12 protein-coding genes are annotated in these 17,856 nt (G+C 73.4%); 7 read left to right on the forward strand and 5 right to left on the reverse strand.

Annotation, left to right across the window (positions count from 1 at the left end; all coding sequences use genetic code 11):
- Positions 1–39 precede the first annotated feature (39 nt).
- Complete coding sequence (rmuC, locus tag ACZ6O5_RS12125; RefSeq protein ID WP_465976534.1) at positions 40–1,218, reverse strand: DNA recombination protein RmuC; 1,179 nt, start codon at positions 1,216–1,218, stop codon at positions 40–42.
- A 55-nt stretch (positions 1,219–1,273) separates the two neighbouring features.
- Here rmuC and ACZ6O5_RS12130 point away from each other — a divergent pair, with 55 nt between their 5' ends.
- A complete protein-coding gene (locus ACZ6O5_RS12130; protein ID WP_465976536.1) occupies positions 1,274–2,110 on the forward strand; it encodes a hypothetical protein in 837 nt (278 codons plus the stop codon).
- A 71-nt stretch (positions 2,111–2,181) separates the two neighbouring features.
- Here ACZ6O5_RS12130 and ppc read toward each other — a convergent pair whose 3' ends face one another.
- On the reverse strand, positions 2,182–4,968 hold the full coding sequence (gene ppc, locus ACZ6O5_RS12135) for a phosphoenolpyruvate carboxylase (RefSeq protein ID WP_465976537.1): 2,787 nt from the start codon (positions 4,966–4,968) through the stop codon (positions 2,182–2,184).
- Positions 4,969–5,092: 124 nt separating this feature from the next.
- Positions 5,093–6,127: a hypothetical protein gene (locus ACZ6O5_RS12140; RefSeq protein ID WP_465976539.1), complete on the reverse strand. Its 1,035-nt coding sequence runs from the start codon at positions 6,125–6,127 to the stop codon at positions 5,093–5,095.
- A gap of 85 nt (positions 6,128–6,212) precedes the next feature.
- On the opposite strand from ACZ6O5_RS12140, the gene ACZ6O5_RS12145 reads away from it, so the two are divergent.
- Positions 6,213–7,253: a S66 family peptidase gene (locus tag ACZ6O5_RS12145; protein WP_465976541.1), complete on the forward strand. Its 1,041-nt coding sequence runs from the start codon at positions 6,213–6,215 to the stop codon at positions 7,251–7,253.
- A 51-nt stretch (positions 7,254–7,304) separates the two neighbouring features.
- Here the strand turns inward: ACZ6O5_RS12145 and ACZ6O5_RS12150 are convergent, their stop codons facing one another.
- Entirely contained in the window at positions 7,305–8,213 is a 909-nt protein-coding gene (locus ACZ6O5_RS12150) for a cyclase family protein (RefSeq protein ID WP_465976543.1), read from the reverse strand.
- A gap of 243 nt (positions 8,214–8,456) precedes the next feature.
- Between ACZ6O5_RS12150 and mfd the strand changes: the two genes are divergently transcribed.
- From mfd to ACZ6O5_RS12170, 4 genes are all read left to right on the forward strand, one after another.
- Positions 8,457–12,101 (forward strand): transcription-repair coupling factor, encoded by a 3,645-nt coding sequence (gene mfd, locus ACZ6O5_RS12155; RefSeq protein WP_465976545.1) that lies wholly within the window; start codon positions 8,457–8,459, stop codon positions 12,099–12,101.
- Positions 12,102–12,196: 95 nt separating this feature from the next.
- Entirely contained in the window at positions 12,197–12,952 is a 756-nt protein-coding gene (locus ACZ6O5_RS12160; protein ID WP_465976547.1) for a hypothetical protein, read from the forward strand.
- Entirely contained in the window at positions 12,949–13,920 is a 972-nt protein-coding gene (locus tag ACZ6O5_RS12165; RefSeq protein ID WP_465976549.1) for a nucleoside triphosphate pyrophosphohydrolase, read from the forward strand. The genes ACZ6O5_RS12160 and ACZ6O5_RS12165 overlap by 4 nt, the downstream gene beginning before the upstream one ends.
- A 118-nt stretch (positions 13,921–14,038) precedes the next feature.
- Positions 14,039–15,658 carry a DUF885 domain-containing protein gene (locus ACZ6O5_RS12170; RefSeq protein WP_465976551.1) on the forward strand — a complete coding sequence of 540 codons (1,620 nt, stop codon included), beginning with the start codon at positions 14,039–14,041 and terminating at the stop codon, positions 15,656–15,658.
- Positions 15,659–15,661: 3 nt separating this feature from the next.
- Here the strand turns inward: ACZ6O5_RS12170 and ACZ6O5_RS12175 are convergent, their stop codons facing one another.
- Positions 15,662–16,354 carry a hypothetical protein gene (locus ACZ6O5_RS12175; RefSeq protein ID WP_465976553.1) on the reverse strand — a complete coding sequence of 231 codons (693 nt, stop codon included), beginning with the start codon at positions 16,352–16,354 and terminating at the stop codon, positions 15,662–15,664.
- A 212-nt stretch (positions 16,355–16,566) separates the two neighbouring features.
- Between ACZ6O5_RS12175 and eno the strand changes: the two genes are divergently transcribed.
- The gene (eno, locus tag ACZ6O5_RS12180) at positions 16,567–17,850 is read left to right on the forward strand and encodes a phosphopyruvate hydratase (RefSeq protein WP_107162353.1); all 1,284 of its coding nucleotides are present in this window, start codon (positions 16,567–16,569) and stop codon (positions 17,848–17,850) included.
- The last annotated feature ends 6 nt before the right edge of the window (positions 17,851–17,856 follow it).

Consider the following 17,856-nt stretch of genomic DNA (forward strand, 5'->3'; position numbering starts at 1 on the left):
CCGTGACAAGGATCGGCCGTCATCGTCATACCGACCGTGTTAGACGTCGATGCCCGCCGACCGTTCGGCCGATGTGGACGGCCCGTTCAGCAACTCCGGCGCCTGCGGCTGCCGGGGCGCCAGCTCGACCTGCGCCGGGGCGGCCAGCTCGTCGCCCGAGACGCCCAGCTCGGCCAGCTTGCGCGCGCTGACCAGCACCCGGGCCTCCAGCGAACCGACCGCCCTGTTGTACGCCGTCACCGCCCCGCTCAGCGAGCTGCCCAGCTTGCCGACGTGGTCGCCCAGCGTGGACAGCCGCCCGTACAGCTCACGGGCCAGCGAGTGGACGGTGGCCGCGTTGCGCGCCAACGCCTCCTGCCGCCAGGAGTAGGCGACCGTACGCAGCAGCGCCACCAGCGTGGCCGGCGTGGCCAGCACCACGTTGCGGGCGAACGCGTGCTCCAACAGCGAGGGATCACGCTGCAACGCCACGTCCAGGAACGGATCGGCCGGCACGAACAGCACCACGAAGTCGGGCGTCTGGTCGAACGCGGTCCAGTAGGACTTGGCGGCCAGGCTGTCCACGTGTGCCCGCAGGTGCCGGGCGTGCGCGTCGAGCTGGGTGTCCCGCCCGCGCTCGTCGCGCGCCTCCATCGCGGTCAGGTAGGCGTCGAACGGCGCCTTGGCGTCGACCACCACCGTGCGCCCGCCGTGCAGCCGCACCACCAGGTCGGGACGGACCCCCTGGTGCTCGGTGACGGCGGTGACCTGCTCGCTGAAGTCGCAGTGCTCCAGCATGCCGGCCGCCTCGACGATCCGCCGGAGCTGGTGCTCGCCCCAGCGTCCCCGCACCTGCGGCGCGCGCAGCGCGGCGACGAGCTGCTTGGTCTCGGTGCGCAGCTCACCGGAGACCGTGCTCATCGCGCGCACCTGCTCGCGCAGCTCGGCGTAGGCGTCGACCCGGTCGTGCTCCAGCTCGGCGACGCGTTGCTCGTAGCGGCGCAGCGAGTCGTGCAGCGGCGCGACCGCCCGCGCCACCGCCTCCTGCGACTGCGCGGTCGCCTCGTAGCTGAGCGCGCGCATCGACTGCTCCAGCCGCCCCTCACCCTCCCGGGTGGCCGCCAGCGTCGCCTCCAGCCGGGCCACCTCGGCCGCCGACCGGGCCCGCGCCGCGAGCCAGCCCACCGCGCCGCCGGCGGCGAGGCAGAGCACCACCACGGCCAGCGTCGAGAAGCTCATGCCGGAGAGCTTGCCAAACGGGTACGACGTGCGCGAGCTGGGTACCTTCGAGGTCATGGAAGGTGCCCTGTGGCTGTTCCTGGTCCTGATGCTCGGAGGTGCGTTCGTGTTCTGGCGGTGGGGGAGCAGGTCCCGGCGGGCCAACGAGATGGCGGACGCGCGGGCCGAGGCGCAGCGCTGGTACGAGCGGCTCGGCGGCCAGCTGATGAACCTGCACGGCGACGCGCCGGCGGTGCGGCAGGCGCTGGCCGACGCCGGTGAGCGCTACAACGCCGCCGGCTCGCAGCTCGAACAGGCGCGCACGCCGCACCAGTTCGCGTTGGCCCGGGAGACCGCGCTGGAGGGGCTGGCGTACATCCGGGCGGCGCGTACGGCGATGGGCATCGACCCGGGCCCGGAGCTGCCGCCGCTGGCCGCCGCCCGCGGGGTCGGCCAGCTCACCAAGGAGCGCGAGGTCAACGTGCAGGGCCAGACGTTCCGGGCCGGCCCGCAGCCGGGCAGCCACACGCCCTACTACTACCCCGGCGGGCACATGCAGGGCCGGCCGGTGCCGGCCGGCTGGTACTCCACCCCGTGGTGGAAGACCGCGCTGGGCGCGGGCGCCGGGGTGCTCGGCGGCATGCTGATCGCGGACGCGCTCTTCTCGCCCGCGTTCGCCGACCCGGGCTACGGCTACGAGGCCGGCTACCAGGAGGGCTTCCAGGACGGCTTCGGCGACGGCCAGGACTACGGCGACCCGGGCGGCAACGACTTCGGCGGTCAGGGCGACTACGCCGGCGGTCAGGGCGACTTCGGCGGCGGTCAGGGCGACTTCGGCGGCGGCGGGGACTTCGGTGGTGGCGATTTCGGCGGAGATTTCGGTGGTGGCGATTTCGGCGGCGGCGACTGGTAGCCCGCGCCGCTGGCGTTAACAGGGGCCCCCGCCTATGCGGAATGCGTTAAGCGGGGGCCCCTCCTTACATCTCAGCCGGTGTTGCGCATGCCGGCGGCGATGCCGTTGACGGTGGTCAGCAGCGCCCGCTCCAGCGCCGTACCGTCGTTCGGGGCACGCCGTCCGCCCGGCGCGGTCGCCACCGCCCGCCCGGCGGCGCCGGACTCGCGGTACTGCCGCAGCAGCGCCACCTGGAGGTGGTGCAGCGGTTCGAGGTAGGTGTCCCGCACCGCGAGCGTGCGCTGGAGCACCGGCGAGTTCTCCAGCAGGGCCGGCGAGCCGGTGATCGCCAGCACCTCCTGCTTGGTCAGCTCGTACTCTTCCTCAATCTTGGCGAAGATCGGGTGCAGCTTCTTCGGGACCAGCGTCTCCACGTAGCGGCGGGCGATGGTCAGGTCGGTCTTGGTCAGCATCATCTCGACGTTCGACAGGAACGTGCGGAAGAAGTGCCAGTTCCGATTCATCTCGGCGAGCACGTCGGCCAGCCCGGCCGTGCGCGCGGCGGCCAGCCCGGAGCCGACGCCGAACCAGCCCGGCACGATCTGCCGGGTCTGCGTCCAGCCGAACACCCACGGGATGGCCCGCAGGCCGGACAGGCCCGCGCCGGTGTTCGGGCGCTTCGCCGGGCGGGAGCCGATGTTCAACGCGCCGAGCAGCTCGGTCGGCGTGGAGGCCCAGAAGTAGGCCGGCAGGTCCGGGTCCTCGACCAGGGAGCGGTACGACCGGAACGCCGATTCCGACACCACGTCCATCGCCGCGTCCCAGCGCTCCAGCATCTCGGCCGGCTGCCGGGGCGCGGTGTGCAGCAGCGTGGCCTGGAGCACGGCCGCCACGGTCAGTTCCAGGTTCTCCCGGGCCAGCGCCGGCAGCGTGTACTTGTCGGAGATGACCTCACCCTGCTCGGTCACCTTGATCGCGCCGTCCAGCGTGCCGTACGGCTGGGCCAGGATCGCCTCGTGGGTGGGGCCGCCGCCCCGACCGACCGTGCCGCCCCGACCGTGGAACAACCGCAGGTGTACGCCGTGCCGGGCGGCCACGTCGCGCAGCGCGCGCTGGGCCCGGTGGATGGACCACTGGCTGGTGGTGATGCCCGCCTCCTTGTTGGAGTCGGAGTAGCCCAGCATCACCTCCTGCACGTCGCCCCGGGCCGCCACCAGCGCGCGGTAGGCCGGCAGCGACAGCAGCTCGTCGAGCAGTTCGCCGCCGGTGTTCAGCTCGGCCGGCGTCTCCAGCAGCGGCACGATGCCGATCCGGGCCCGCCCGCTCTGCACGTCGACCAGGCCGGCCTCGCGGGCCAGCACCACCGCGGCGAGCACGTCGTCCACACCCAGCGTCATGGAGATGATGTACGACTCGATGACCTCGGGACCGAACCGGTCCTGCGCCTCGCGGATCGCGGAGAACACGTCGAACGTCTTGCGGGCCGACTCGGTGAGCGGGCTGTCCTGGGTGGAGAGCGGCCGGCGGCCGGTCAGCTCGTCGGCGAGCAGCTTGGTGCGCTCCAGCCGGGTCAGCGACGGGTAGTCGGAGACCTCGCCTACCGTCTCGTAGAGCTGCGCCAGCACCTCGTGGTGCTTCTCGGCGTGCTCCCGGATGTCCATGGTGGCCAGGTGCAGCCCGAACGCGGAGACCGTACGGATGGTGGAGGCCAGCCGCCCCACGGCGGTGAGCTGGCCGGAGTTGCGGGCCAGCGAGGCGCGCAGCAGCTCCAGGTCGGCGATCAGCTCGGTCGCGCCCCGGTAGTCACGGCCCGGCACGTGCGGCGTGCCGGCGCGCAGCCGACCCCGGGTGTTGGCCAGCTTCGCCTTCACGCAGCGGGCCTTGAGGCGGTAGGGCTCCTCGGCGTTGACCCGGCGGAACCGGGGTGCCACCTCGGGCAGCGCGTCCAGGTCCTTCGCCAGGCTGGCGGAGAGGTCGAGCGAGACCGCGCGCAGCCGGCGGGAGACGCTGACCTCGCTGATCAGCTCGTCCATCGCCTTCTCGGTGGCCTCGATGCCGTGCTCGTGCTGGATGCGCAGCACCTCGCGGGTGACCGTCGGGGTGACGAACGGGTTGCCGTCGCGGTCGCCGCCGATCCAGGTGCCGAACGTCAGCGGGCGGGCCGTCGGCGACGTCTCCACACCGAGCGTGCGCAGCGTGTCGGCGAGGTCGTCGAGAACCTGCGGGGCGGCCTCGGCGTGCAGGTCGCGCAGGTAGTAGATGGCGTTGCGGGCCTCGTCGGTCGGGTCCGGCCGGTCGAGCCGCAGCTCGTCGGTCTGCCACATCAGGTCGAGCAGCTCGGCGAGGCGGCGGTTGGCCGGGCCCTCGTCGCTGGCGCCGTAGAGGATGGCGTTGGCGGTCTCGGCGTCCAGCTCGTCGGCGACCGCGCGCAGCTTGGACAGGATGGACCGGCGGGCCGCCTCGGTGGGGTGCGCGGTGAACACCGGGCGGACGGCGAGCCGGCGGGCCGCGGCGGCGATCTCCTCGGCCGGCACGCCGCGCTCGGCGATCATCTTGGCCGCCTGGTCCAGCCAGCCACCGTGGGTGGCGCGGCGCCGGCGCAGGTCGCGGGCGCGGTGCACCTGCTCGGTGATGTTCGCCAGGTGGAAGTAGGTGGAGAAGGCGCGGGCCAGCTTCGTGCCGGTGGTGACGTCGAGCCCGGCGAGGCGTTGCGCGGCGGCCGGCGCGTCGGAGCGGACCTGGGCGCGGATCTCCTCGACCAGGTCGAGCAGGGGGCGGCCCTCCTGGCGGGCCACGGTCTGCCCGAGCAGCGTGCCGAGGCGGCGGATGTCGGCCCGGAGAGCGGCGTCGGGGCCGTCGTGGTCGTGCTGGTCGGTCACGGGTGCGCTCCTTACGCGAGGACGAAGGACAGCGCTGTCCGACTCCCCTGGATGGTATCCGCGCGGGCCCCGGACGGAGGAGGGGGACGGCGTGATGATCTGCACTCTGGGACGTGCCGGCCGGTCACCTGTCGACGGCGGTGTGCCGTCCCGCGCCGGTCCGCGCGGCCCGCCGACGGGCCCGGAACACCGTGGCGGTGAGCAGCCCGACCAGCCCCACGACCACCCAGACCAGGAGCCCGGTCAACGCCCAGCCGCCACCGCGCCAGTCGAAGTAGACGGCCGACTTGAACAGGTCGGTGGCGAGCCCTGGCACGTTCCAGCGGTGCATCCCGCGCAGGAACGCGGGCAGGAACTCGGGCGCGTAGATGCCGCCGGAGCCCGGGTTGCCGAGCACCACCAGCAGCAGGATCACCAGCCCGGTGCCGAGCAGGCCGAGCCACGCCTGCACGGCCGCCGCCACCATCCCGGCCGCGAACGCGGCCAGCGCGCCGACCACCGCGATGGTGCCCACGCCGTGGTCGAACACGTCCAGCACCGGCCCGACCAGCACCGCCCCGATGGTGCCGAGCAGGATGGAGTGCACCGCCAGCGTGGCGATCCGCAGCCCGGCCTGGCGCAGCCCGCGCGGGCTGGTGCCGAGCGAGATGCCCAGCGCGGTGGAGGCCAGGTAGCCGCCGAGCACCACGCCGACCGCCAGGTAGAACGGGACCAGGCCGCGCGGGTCGCCGTCGGACACCGGCACCTCGTCGGTGACCTGCAACGGCACCCCGGCCTGCTGGGCGGCCCGGGTGAACACGTCGGTGACCAGCTCGGTGGCGGCCGGCGCGCCGGCGCTGGCGGTGGCCAGGGTCAGTCCGCCCGGGGCGGAGCTGAGCACCGCGTACACCGATCGGTCGTTGAGGCCGTCGACGGCGCGGGCCTGACTGTCGTACCCGACGGGTTTGATGGTGTCCGTGCGGGCGCGGACGGCGGTCATCACGGCCTGCGCCTGCTGGTCGGAGGTCACCACGGCGACCGGCAGGTCGCGTGGTTCCGGCTTGTGCAGCGCGCCGACGTAGGCCGCGATGAACGCGCTGGCCAGCGCCAGGGTGCCGAGCACCAGCGCGGCGGTGCGCGGCAGCCAGTCCCGGGTCCGCAGCTCCGGCTCGTCGTCCACGGGCCCAGCCTATTGCCGGCATGTGCCCCATTTTTGCGGTTTCGCCGGGCGGAATTCGCTGGTGCCTCCCGATAGCGTTCGGATCATGACGACGCCGCGTTACCCCACCAAGCCGCAGCCGGGCGACCGGGTCGCGGTCGTCTCGCCGTCCGCCGGCCTGCCGGGTCTCTTCCCCCACGTGTACGAGCTGGGCCTGCGCCGGCTCCGCGAGGAGCTGCACCTGGTGCCGGTGGAGTATCCGACCACCCGCGTGATGGGCGCCGACCCGCGCGACCGGGCCCGCGACCTGACCGCCGCGTTCGCCGACCCGACCATCACCGCGGTGCTGGCCACCGTCGGCGGCGACGACCTGATCACGGTCACCCCGTTCCTCGACGACGACGTGCTGCGCGCCAACCCGAAGCCGTACCTCGGCTACTCCGACAACACCAACGTGCTCAACCACCTGTACCGGCTGGGGATGGTGGCCTACCACGGCGGCTCGGTGCTGGTGCACCTCGGCCGGCCCGGCCGCCCGCACCCGCTGACGTTCGACTCGCTGCGCGCGGCGCTGTTCACCTCCGACTGGTACGACCTGACGCCGGCCGCCGAGTGGGGCGACGAGCCGCTCGACTGGCAGGACCCGACGACGCTGACCGAGGAGCCGCCGATGCTGCCCGGCGCGGGCTGGCGCTGGCACGGCCCGGCCCGGGTGGTGCGGGGCCGCACCTGGGGCGGCAACCTGGAGATCCTGCACTGGCTGGCGGCGGCCGACCGGGTGCCGTCCGCCGCCGAGCTGGCCGGCTCGGTGCTGCTGCTGGAGACCTCGGAGGAGATGCCGTCGGCGCAGGAGGTCTTCCGGATCGTGCGGAACCTGGGCGAGCGCGGCCTGCTGGCCGGCTTCCCGGCGATCGTGGTCGGTCGCCCCAAGGCGTGGGACTTCGACCGGCCGCTGTCCGTCGCGGAGCGGGCCGCGTGGGGCGAGGCGCAGCGGGCGGCGATCCTGCGGGCGATCGGCCCCTACGTCGACGACCCGGTGGTGGTCTTCGACGTCGACCTCGGTCACACCGACCCGCAGTTGATCATCCCGTACGGCGGCGAGATCCTGGTCGACGCCGTCGAGCGGCGGATCGCCGTGCGCTACTGACCCGCACGAACACGCGCAGGTCGCCCAGGCGATCGGCGGAGGTCGAGGTGGTCAGGGGTTGGTGGTGGCGAAGGCGCGGACCGGGAACGTGCCCATGCCGCCCACCCTCGGTGGGGCGGCGGTGAACCGGAAACCGGTGGGCGGCAGCTCGGACAGGCCGGTCAGGTGCTCCACGATCGGGATGCCGGCGGCCAGCAACGTGCTGTGCGCCGGGCGCTCACCGGCCGCGGCCGGGGTCATGTCGTCGATGTTGACCGAGTCGATGCCGACAAGCGTCGCGCCGGCCTCGACCAGCCAGGACGCGCCGTCGCCGGTCAGGAACGGGGCGTCCTCGGCGGCGTACCGGTCGGTGCCGAAGTGCGTGTCCCAGCCGGTGTGCAGCAGCACCGCCCGCCCGGCCACCTCGTACGGGGCGAGCAGCAGGCGGTCCACCGCGCGGACCCCGGCGGGCACGCGGACCACCAGACCGGGCAGGTCGACGAGCTGGCCCAGGGGCACCCCGGCCAGGTCGGGACCGTCCGCGAAGCGGTGCGACGGCGTGTCGACGTATGTGCCGGTGTTGGCGATCATGTCGATGCGCCCGACGTGGAACTCGACGCCCGGGGCGTACCGCTGGCGGGAGGTCTCCCGGGTGAGCCAGTCGGTGATCCGCGGCCCCGGCCAGCCGGGCAGCGTGACCAGGCCGTCGGTGATCTCGTGGCTCAGCTCGACCAGCCGCCGCCCGCCGGTGGCCGGGACGGTGGTGCCGCGCCCGCCCTTGTGCGGCTCCTCGACAACGGTCCGGTTGGTGATCCGCACCTCGCCGACCATGAGCAGCCCGAGGTGCCGGACCAGCAACGCGGCCAGCTCGTCGTCGGTGATCCCGGGGTCGGGCACGTCCAGCCGGAACCCGTCGGTGCGCAGGCCGCCGCCGTTGACGAAAACCACCTCGGCGTCGAAGACCGCCCGATACTCGCCCATCCGCCCACCGCACCACGCCCCCTCCACCCCGTCAAGAAGCGCGGCAGATTCCCGGAAAGCGTGCTTGTCGGCACCCCGAAGGCCCCTCTTTCCGTGAATCTGCGCGCGGCGAGGGCGGGGGTGGAGGGCGGGACGTGTGGGTGGGGGGTGTGGGGGACGGGAGAGGGATAGGCTCGACGGGTGCACCCCCCGTCCGGCTGGACGCGGGGTCGTCGTCGTGTCAAGCGCTGGAAGTGATCACTGATGCTCACCGGACTCTTCGCCGCCGCCCTGGCCGACCCCGGGCTGGCCCGGGCGCGTGACCTGGCGCGCTCCGGTGCCGCGCAGGTCGACGGTCTCGACCTCACCGCACCCGCCGCGCTGCGCCCGTTCGCGGTCGCGGCGGTGGCCGCCGACGAGCAGGGGGCCGGGCGGCCGGTGCTCGCGGTCACCGCCACCACCCGGGAGGCCGACGACCTGGTCTCGGCGCTGGGCAGCCTGCTGCCGCCGGAGCAGGTGGCGGTCTTCCCGTCCTGGGAGACGCTGCCGCACGAGCGGCTCTCGCCCCGCTCCGACACGGTCGGCCGGCGGCTGGCCGTGCTGCGCCGGCTGGCCCACCCCGACTCGGCCGACGCGCACGGGCGCACCGGGCCGCTGCGGGTGGTCGTCGCGCCGGTCCGGTCGCTGCTCCAGCCGCAGCTCAAGGGCCTCGGCGACCTGGAGCCGGTGCAGCTCGCCGCCGGCGAGGAGGCCGACCTGGAGGAGGTCGCCCGCCGGCTCACCGACATGGCGTACGCCCGGGTCGACCTGGTCACCAAGCGCGGCGAGTTCGCCGTGCGCGGCGGCATCCTGGACGTCTTCCCGCCCACCGACGAGCACCCGTCCCGGGTCGAGTTCTGGGGCGACGAGGTGGAGGAGATCCGCACCTTCGCGGTCGCCGACCAGCGCACCATCGAAGGGGTGGCGCAGCTCTGGGCGCCGCCCTGCCGTGAGCTGCTGCTCACCCCGGAGGTCCGGCAGCGGGCCGCCGCGCTCGCCGCCGAGCACCCCGAGCTGGCCGAGATCCTCGACAAGCTGGCCGAGGGCATCCCGGTCGAGGGGATGGAGTCGCTCGCGCCGGCGCTGATCGGCGACGACGCGCTGGAACTGCTCGTCGACTGCATGCCGGCCGGCACCCACGTGCTGCTCTGCGACCCGGAGCGGATCCGCACCCGGGCGCACGACCTGGTCCGTACCTCGGAGGAGTTCCTCCAGGCGAGCTGGGCCGCGGCCGCCGTCGGCGGCCAGGCCCCGGTCGACCTCGGCGCCGCCGCCTTCAAGACCCTGGCCGAGGTACGCACGCAGGCCCGCGCCCTGCGCCAGCCCTGGTGGACGCTCGCCCCGTTCGGCCTGGTGGAGGCCGACCCGGCCCGGCAGCCCTGGGAGGACGCGCCGGCCGAGGTCGACGTCACGCCCGACGACGCCATCGCGGTGAGCCTGGCCGCCCAGCCGGCTCCGCTCTACCACGGCGAGACCGCCCGGGTGGTCGACGACCTGAAGCGCTGGGCCGGCGAGGGCTGGTCGATCGCGCTGGTCTTCGAGGGGCACGGCCCCGCCCAGCGGGCCGTCGAGGTGCTCCGCGACGCCGGCCTCGGCGCCCGGCTGGTGGCGGAGGTGCCGGCCGCGCCCGCCCCCGGTGAGGTGCTGGTCTCCTGCGGTTGCCTGACCGCCGGCTTCGTCGACGAGGCGTCCAGGTTCGTGCTGCTGACCGGCAACGACGTCACCGGCGGCCGGGGCACCTCCACCCGCGACATGCGCAAGATGCCCAGCCGGCGGCGCAACACCATCGACCCCCTGGAGCTGCGGGCCGGTGACTTCGTGGTGCACGAGCAGCACGGCATCGGCCGCTACGTCGAGCTGGTGCAGCGCACCGTCAACGGCGCCAGCCGGGAGTACCTGGTCATCGAGTACGCGGCGAGCAAGCGCGGCCAGCCCGGCGACCGGCTCTTCGTCCCCACCGACCAGCTCGACCAGCTCTCCCGCTACGTCGGCGGCGAGCAGCCCACGCTGCACAAGATGGGCGGCTCGGACTGGCAGAAGTCCAAGGCCCGGGCCCGCAAGGCGGTCCGCGAGATCGCCGCCCAGCTCATCCAGCTCTACGCGGCCCGGAAGGCGTCCAAGGGGCACAACTTCGGGCCGGACACCCCGTGGCAGCGGGAGCTGGAGGACGCGTTCCCCTGGCAGGAGACGCCGGACCAGATGGCCGCCATCGAGGAGGTCAAGCGGGACATGGAGCAGACCGTCCCGATGGACCGGCTGATCTGCGGCGACGTCGGCTACGGCAAGACCGAGATCGCGGTCCGGGCGGCGTTCAAGGCGGTCCAGGACGGCAAGCAGGTGGCCGTGCTGGTGCCCACCACGCTGCTCGTGCAGCAGCACTACAACACGTTCGCCGAGCGGATGAGCCAGTTCCCGGTGAACATCCGGCAGCTCTCCCGGTTCCAGACCCCGAAGGAGTCCGAGCGGACGCTGGAGATGGTCGCCGAGGGCACCGTCGACATCGTCATCGGCACCCACCGGCTGCTCCAGGCGGCCACCCGGTTCAAGTCGCTCGGGCTGGTCGTCATCGACGAGGAGCAGCGCTTCGGCGTCGAGCACAAGGAGCACCTGAAGACGCTGCGCGCCTCGGTCGACGTGCTCGCCATGTCGGCCACCCCGATCCCGCGGACGCTGGAGATGGCGATCACCGGCATCCGGGAGATGTCCACCATCGCCACCCCGCCGGAGGAGCGGCACCCGGTGCTCACGTTCGTCGGGGCGTACGACGACCGGCAGGTGGCCGCGTCCGTCCACCGTGAGCTGCTCCGCGACGGGCAGGTGTTCTACCTGCACAACCGCGTCGAGTCGATCGACAAGGCGGCCCGCCGGATCCGTGAGCTGGTGCCCGAGGCGCGGGTCGCGGTGGCGCACGGCCAGATGGGCGAGGAGGCGCTGGAGAAGGTGATGGTCGGCTTCTGGGAGAAGGAGTTCGACGTCCTGGTCTGCACCACGATCGTGGAGTCCGGCATCGACATCCCGAACGCCAACACGCTGATCGTCGAGCGCGCCGACCTGCTCGGCCTGGCCCAGCTCCACCAGATCCGCGGCCGGGTCGGCCGGGGCCGGGAGCGCGCGTACGCGTACTTCCTCTACCCGCCGGAGAAGCCGCTCACCGAGAACGCGCACGAGCGGCTGGCCACCATCGCCCAGCACACCGAGCTGGGCGCCGGCATGTACGTGGCGATGAAGGACCTGGAGATCCGCGGCGCCGGCAACCTGCTCGGCGGCGAGCAGTCCGGCCACATCGAGGGCGTCGGCTTCGACCTGTACGTGCGGATGGTCGGCGAGGCGGTGTCCGCGTTCAAGGGCGAGAGCACCGAGGAGGAGGCCGACGTCAAGATCGACCTGCCGATCGACGCGCACCTGCCGCACGACTACGTCGGCGTGGAGCGGCTGCGGCTGGAGATGTACCGCAAGCTCGCCGAGGCCCGCGACGCCGAGCGGCTGCGCGAGGTGGTGGCCGAGATGACCGACCGGTACGGCGAGCCGCCCGCCCCGGTGCAGAACCTGGTCGCGGTGGCGAACTTCCGGCTGCTGGCCCGCCGCTACGGCCTGACCGACGTGTCGATGCAGGGCAAGCACATCCGGTTCGGGCCGCTGCCGCTGCCCGACTCGAAGCAGATGCGGCTCAAGCGCTACCACCCCGACTCGGTCTACAAGCAGGCGCTCGACCAGGTCAGCGTGCCCCGGCCGAGCACCAGGCGGATCGGTGGCGAGCCGCTGCGCGACCAGGCGCTGTTGGAGTGGTGCGCGCAACTCCTCTCCGACGTGTTGGGGGAGCCCGAGGAGCTGGCCGGTTCTGCCAGCCCCGCAGTGGCGAGCGGAAGGTGACACAGCGAGCCGGCGGCGGCGCAGCCGGCCGGGGCGGGGGCGCGGTGAGGTGGGCGGCGTCACAGCCGGATACGGGGCGTGAGAGAGTGACCGTCATGCGTGCTCGCCGTCTTGTCGCCGTCGCCAGCGTGGCGGTCGGCCTCGTCGCCCTCTCCGGTTGCCGTACCGAGCCCGGGGTCGCCGCCTACGTCGGCGACACCCGCGTCACCGAGGATCGGGTCACCTCGATCCTCGACGAGGTCCGGGACGGCCTGTCCAGCCAGCCGGCCACCGCTCCGCAGGCCGACGCGTTGCTGCCGGCCCGGGACCAGGTGGTCGCCACCCTCGTGCTGTCGGACGTGTGCCGGGAACTCTCCGCCGACAAGGGCTACCAGCCGCAGGGCCAGGTGACGCCGGATCAGGTGGCCCAGCAGACCGGGCTGCCCGCCGGCGCGACGTACGCGAAGAAGGTGGCCGAGTTCTACACCTGCATGTCCGGCCTGCCGGCCGGCGAGCCGGCCGCCCCCACGGCCGAGGACCTGGCCACCGTGATCGCGGCCGGCCGGGCCGCCGGCGCCATCCCGCCGGACGTGAAGGACGCCGACGCGGCCAGCCAGCTCGACGGGCAGCAGCTCCGGTCCGCGCTGGCCACCCGCAAGGTGCTCGCCGACGCCATCGGCGGGTACGACGTCTCGGTCAACCCGCGCTACCGCCCGCTGGCGTTCCCGCTGCTCAGCTTCAAGGGCGACGTGCCGGCGGTGGCCGTGCCGCTGGGCGAGCCGGGCTCGTCGGTGACCGACGTCTCCACCCCGGAGCCGGAGACCGGTGAGTCGGTGCCGGTGATCGACCCGTCGGCGGCGCCCGGCGCATGACCGCGCGCATCGTCCTGCTGGTCACCTCGCCCCGGCTGCCGGCCGGTCTGCTGACGTCGGCCGCCTGGGACGCCGTACGCTCCGCGCCGGTCCTCACCGGCGCGGAGAGCGAGTTGACCCGGGCGGTCCGGACGGCCGGCGCCGAGGTGCGCGTGGTGACCGAGGGCGCGACGCAGGCGCTGCTGGACGCCGCCGCGACCGATGGCGGCGCGGTCTGGCTGGCCGGCCCGGCCGGCGACGAGGCGCTCGCCCGTGAGCTGGGGCTGCGGCTGGCCCGGCAGCCCGGCCTGGCCGAGTTGGAGCTGATGTACGGCTCGTGGGATCCGCCGGGTGCCCGGCTGCTGGACGCGGTCGAGGTGATGGACCGGCTGGCCTCCCCGGGCGGTGATCCGTGGAAGCGGGCGCAGACGCACCGCAGCCTGGCCCCGTTCCTGCTGGAGGAGTGCTACGAGGCGTACGACGCGATCGGCGCCGACGACACCGACGCGTTGCGCGAGGAGTTGGGCGACGTGCTGCTCCAGGTGCTGCTGCACGCCCGGCTCGCGGAGGACCTGCCGGAGGGGGAGAGCTGGACCGTCGACGACGTGGCCGGCGGCCTGGTCGACAAGATGGTGCGGCGCAACCCGCACGTGTTCTCCGGCGAGCGGGCCGGCTCGATCGAGGAGATCGAGGCGAACTGGGAGCGGATCAAGCGGGCCGAGAAGACCCGTGACTCGGTGCTGGACGGCATCGCGCTGAGCCAGCCCGCGCTGGCCCTGGCCGCGAAGATCCTGGACCGCGCCGGCCGGGTGGGGCTGGCGGTGCCGCCGCCGCTCGCCGAGTCCCAGGTGGACGCGGAGGCGCGGCTCGGCGCGAGCCTGCTGGCCACCGTCGCCGCCGCCCGGCAGGCCGGCATCGACCCGGAGGCCGCGCTCCGCCGCGCCACCCTGGCGTACGCCGACGCGGTCCGCGCCGCCGAACGCGCCTGACCCGCTTCGGCGATCTTGCACTTTCCGCCCCGACAAATCGGCTGAATCCGGCATCGGAGGGGCCGCAACTGCAAGATCGCGGGGGATGGGCGTCGGGGGTGATCGGTAGGGTTCGGGGATGGAAGCGTTTGGGGTGTTGGCGGAGCGGATCGTGGAGGCCGTGCTGGAGAGCCGGCCCGGGTTGGCGACCTCGGTCGGGGACCACCGCTACGACGACCGCCTGCCCGACCTCTCCGCCGACGCGCTCGCCGCCGACCGGGCGATGCTCCGGGACGCGGCCGACGCGCTCTCCGAGATCGACCCCGACGTGCTCGACACCGACGAGAGTGTCGACCACGCGCTGCTCAGCGCCCTGGTCGACCGCGGGCTGTTCGAGGACTCCGAGATCCGCAGCCACGAGTGGGACCCACTGCGGCACAACCCGGGCCCGCTGCTGCACGCGTTGCTGGCCCGGCCGTACGCGCCGGTCGAGGAGCGGCTGACCCACCTGGCCGGGCGCCTCTCCGCCGTACCGGATGCGCTGGCGACCGCGCGCGCGACGCTGCGGGACATGCCGCGGGTCCACGCCGAGACGGCGGTCGGGCAGTTCATCGGCGCGGCGGCGCTGGTCCGCGACGAGGTGCCGGCGCTGCTCGCCCAGGCGCCGGCGCTGCGTGACCGGGTGGGGCCGGCCGCCACCGCGGCGATCGCCGCGCTCGACGAGTTCGTGGCGTGGCTGCGGGCCGGGCTGGCGGCCGACGCCGGGCCGGGGCGCGACCCCCGGCTGGGCCGGCGGCGCTGGGAGGCACGGCTGTGGCACACGCTCGACACCGAGCTGGGCGCCGCCGAGGTGCAGCGCCGCGCGTGGGCCAACCTCGACCGGGTCACCGACGAGATCCGCGCGGCGGCCGTCGAGCTGGTCGGCGGTCCGGCCGACGACGAGACGGTACGCCGCGCGCTGGACCTGCTGGCCGCCGAGCACCCGGACGACGCCACCATCGTCGGCCTCGCCTCCGGCACGCTCGACGAGGCCACCGACTTCGTCCGCCACCACGACCTGGTCAGCCTGGTCGACGACCCGTGCGTGATCCAGGAGATGCCGGAGTTCGCGCGCGGCGTCGCGGTGGCCTACTGCGACTCGCCCGGCCCGCTGGAGACGGCCGACGTGCCGACGTTCTACTGCATCGCGCCCACCCCGGCGGACTGGCCGGCGCAGCGGGTCGAGTCGTTCTACCGGGAGTACAACGACCACATGATCCGCAACCTGACCGTGCACGAGGCGATGCCGGGTCACTTCCTCCAGCTCGCGCACGCCCGCCGGTACGCCGGCCCGACCCGGGTGCGTGCGCTCACCGAGTCCGGCGTGTTCGTCGAGGGCTGGGCGGTCTACACCGAGGAGCTGATGGCCGGGCTCGGATTCGGCGGGCTGCCGGTGCGGTTGCAGCAGCTCAAGATGCAGCTCCGGATGACCATCAACGCGCTGCTCGACCAGCTCGTGCACTGCGACGACCTGCCCGAGGCCGAGGCGATGGCGTTGATGACCGGGCGCGGCTTCCAGGAGGAGGGCGAGGCGGCCGGCAAGTGGCGGCGGGCGCTGTTGACCTCCACCCAGCTCTCCACGTACTTCGTCGGCTACAGCGAGATGGCGGACATCGCCGCCGCCCGGCCGGCCGGCGTGCCGGCGCGCGACTGGCACGACGCGATGCTGTCGCACGACTGCCCGCCGCCGCGTCACCTGCGCACGCTGCTGGGGGTGTGAGGGTCAGGACGCCTTCGGGCGGCGGTCCACCACACCGGCGCCGGCCGGCACCGCGAACGCGCCGGCCTCGACCGTCTCGGTGTAGCGGCTCATGGTGAGCTCGGCCGCTTTGCCGTCGAGCGTGCCGGTGAAGCTGCCGAGCACCCCCTCGGTGGTGACGCAGGCGGTGAAGCGCTCCCCGGCGTCGGTGACGTCGATGCAGGTGGCGTGGTGCCCGGCCAGCGTGGTGTCAGTCTGTTTGATGACCGCCTGGGGCTCCAGCGCGGCGGCGGTGAGCAGCCGGATCACCGCCGGCGGGGTGACCAGCCCCTGCTTGCGCGCCTCGTCGTAGACGATCACCGACGGCTTGCCGGCGGTCAGCACCGGCGGGGACATGGTGCAGGAGGTGCGGGCGGTGGTGCTCGCGCACCGGGTCACCGCCTCCTGGGTCACCGTGATCTTGCCGCCGGGCCAGGCGTAGGTGGAGCGGAGCGGCTTGGCGGTCTGCGCGATCGAGGCGGTCCCGCCGCCGGTGAGCTGGTATTCCGCGGCCCAGGTCCGCTCCAGCGCCCGGTCCATCCGCGCGGCGAGGTCGTTGACCAGGTCGGCCCGGCCGAGCGCGACGTCCGCGTCGTCCAGGGCCTGACAGCCGGTGACCGAGAGCGACGCGATGACCGAGGCGGCGAGCACGCGGAGGGTCGTCGAAGCGGCAGGCATGATGCCCAGCCTTGTCGATCGACGCAACCTATCGCAAACCCGTTGCCGGTTGACGACCGGTAAACCGGGAATGTCCGTCTCATTCGCTGCCCGGGGGTGCGCCCCGAGCGCCGTACCGGAGAGCGGGGACCGATACGCTGCGTTCAACACCTGCCTCAGCCGCACCGTCGCGGCCCACACCGGACCGGAACACACAAACGAGGAGCGACTCAGTGGCAACCATCGAGGGAATTGTCGCCCGGGAGATCCTGGACTCGCGGGGCAACCCGACGGTCGAGGTCGAGGTCGGGCTCGACGACGGCACGATCGCCCGCGCCGCGGTGCCGTCCGGCGCCTCCACCGGCGCCTTCGAGGCGGTCGAGCTGCGCGACGGCGACAAGGACCGCTACCTGGGCAAGGGTGTCGAGAAGGCGGTCGCGAACATCGAGGACCGGATCGTCGACCAGCTCATCGGCTACGAGGCCAGCGAGCAGCGGCTGATCGACCAGAAGATGATCGACATCGACGGCTCGGACAACAAGGGCGAGCTGGGCGCCAACGCCATCCTCGGCGTCTCCCTGGCCGTGGCGAAGGCCGCCGCCGGCAGCGCCGAGCTGAGCCTCTTCCGCTACCTGGGCGGCCCCAACGCGCACCTGCTCCCGGTGCCGATGATGAACATCCTCAACGGTGGCGCGCACGCCGACTCGAACGTCGACGTCCAGGAGTTCATGATCGCGCCGATCGGCGCACCGACGTTCCGGGACGCGGTCCGCTCCGGCGCCGAGGTCTACCACGCGCTGAAGTCGGTGCTGAAGAAGAAGGGACTGTCGACCGGCCTCGGCGACGAGGGCGGCTTCGCCCCGAACCTGCCCACCAACGCCGCCGCGCTGGACCTGATCGCCGAGGCGGTGGAGAAGGCCGGCTACCGGCTCGGCACCGACATCGTCTTCGCGCTCGACGTGGCCGCCACCGAGTTCTTCGACAACGGCTCCTACACGTTCGAGGGCAGCACCAAGAGCGCCGAGGAGATGAGCAACTACTACACCAAGCTCGCCGGCGACTACCCGATCGTCTCCATCGAGGACCCGCTCGCCGAGGACGACTGGAGCGGCTGGGCCACGCTCACCGCCGCGCTGGGCGACCGGATCCAGATCGTCGGTGACGACCTGTTCGTGACCAACCCGCAGCGCATCGCCCGGGGCATCGCCGAGCGGGCCGCCAACGCGGTGCTGGTCAAGGTCAACCAGATCGGCTCGCTCACCGAGACGCTGGACGCCGTGGACCTGGCCCACCGGGCCGGCTTCCGGTGCATGATGAGCCACCGCTCCGGCGAGACCGAGGACACCACCATCGCCGACCTGGCGGTCGCCACCGGCTGCGGTCAGATCAAGACCGGCGCGCCGGCCCGCTCCGACCGGGTCGCCAAGTACAACCAGCTCCTGCGGATCGAGGAGGAGCTTGCCGACGCGGCGCGGTACGCCGGCGCCGGCGCGTTCCCGCGTTACCGTTCGGCCTGAGGTCGA

This window comes from Micromonospora sp. NPDC049201, from assembly GCF_055586805.1.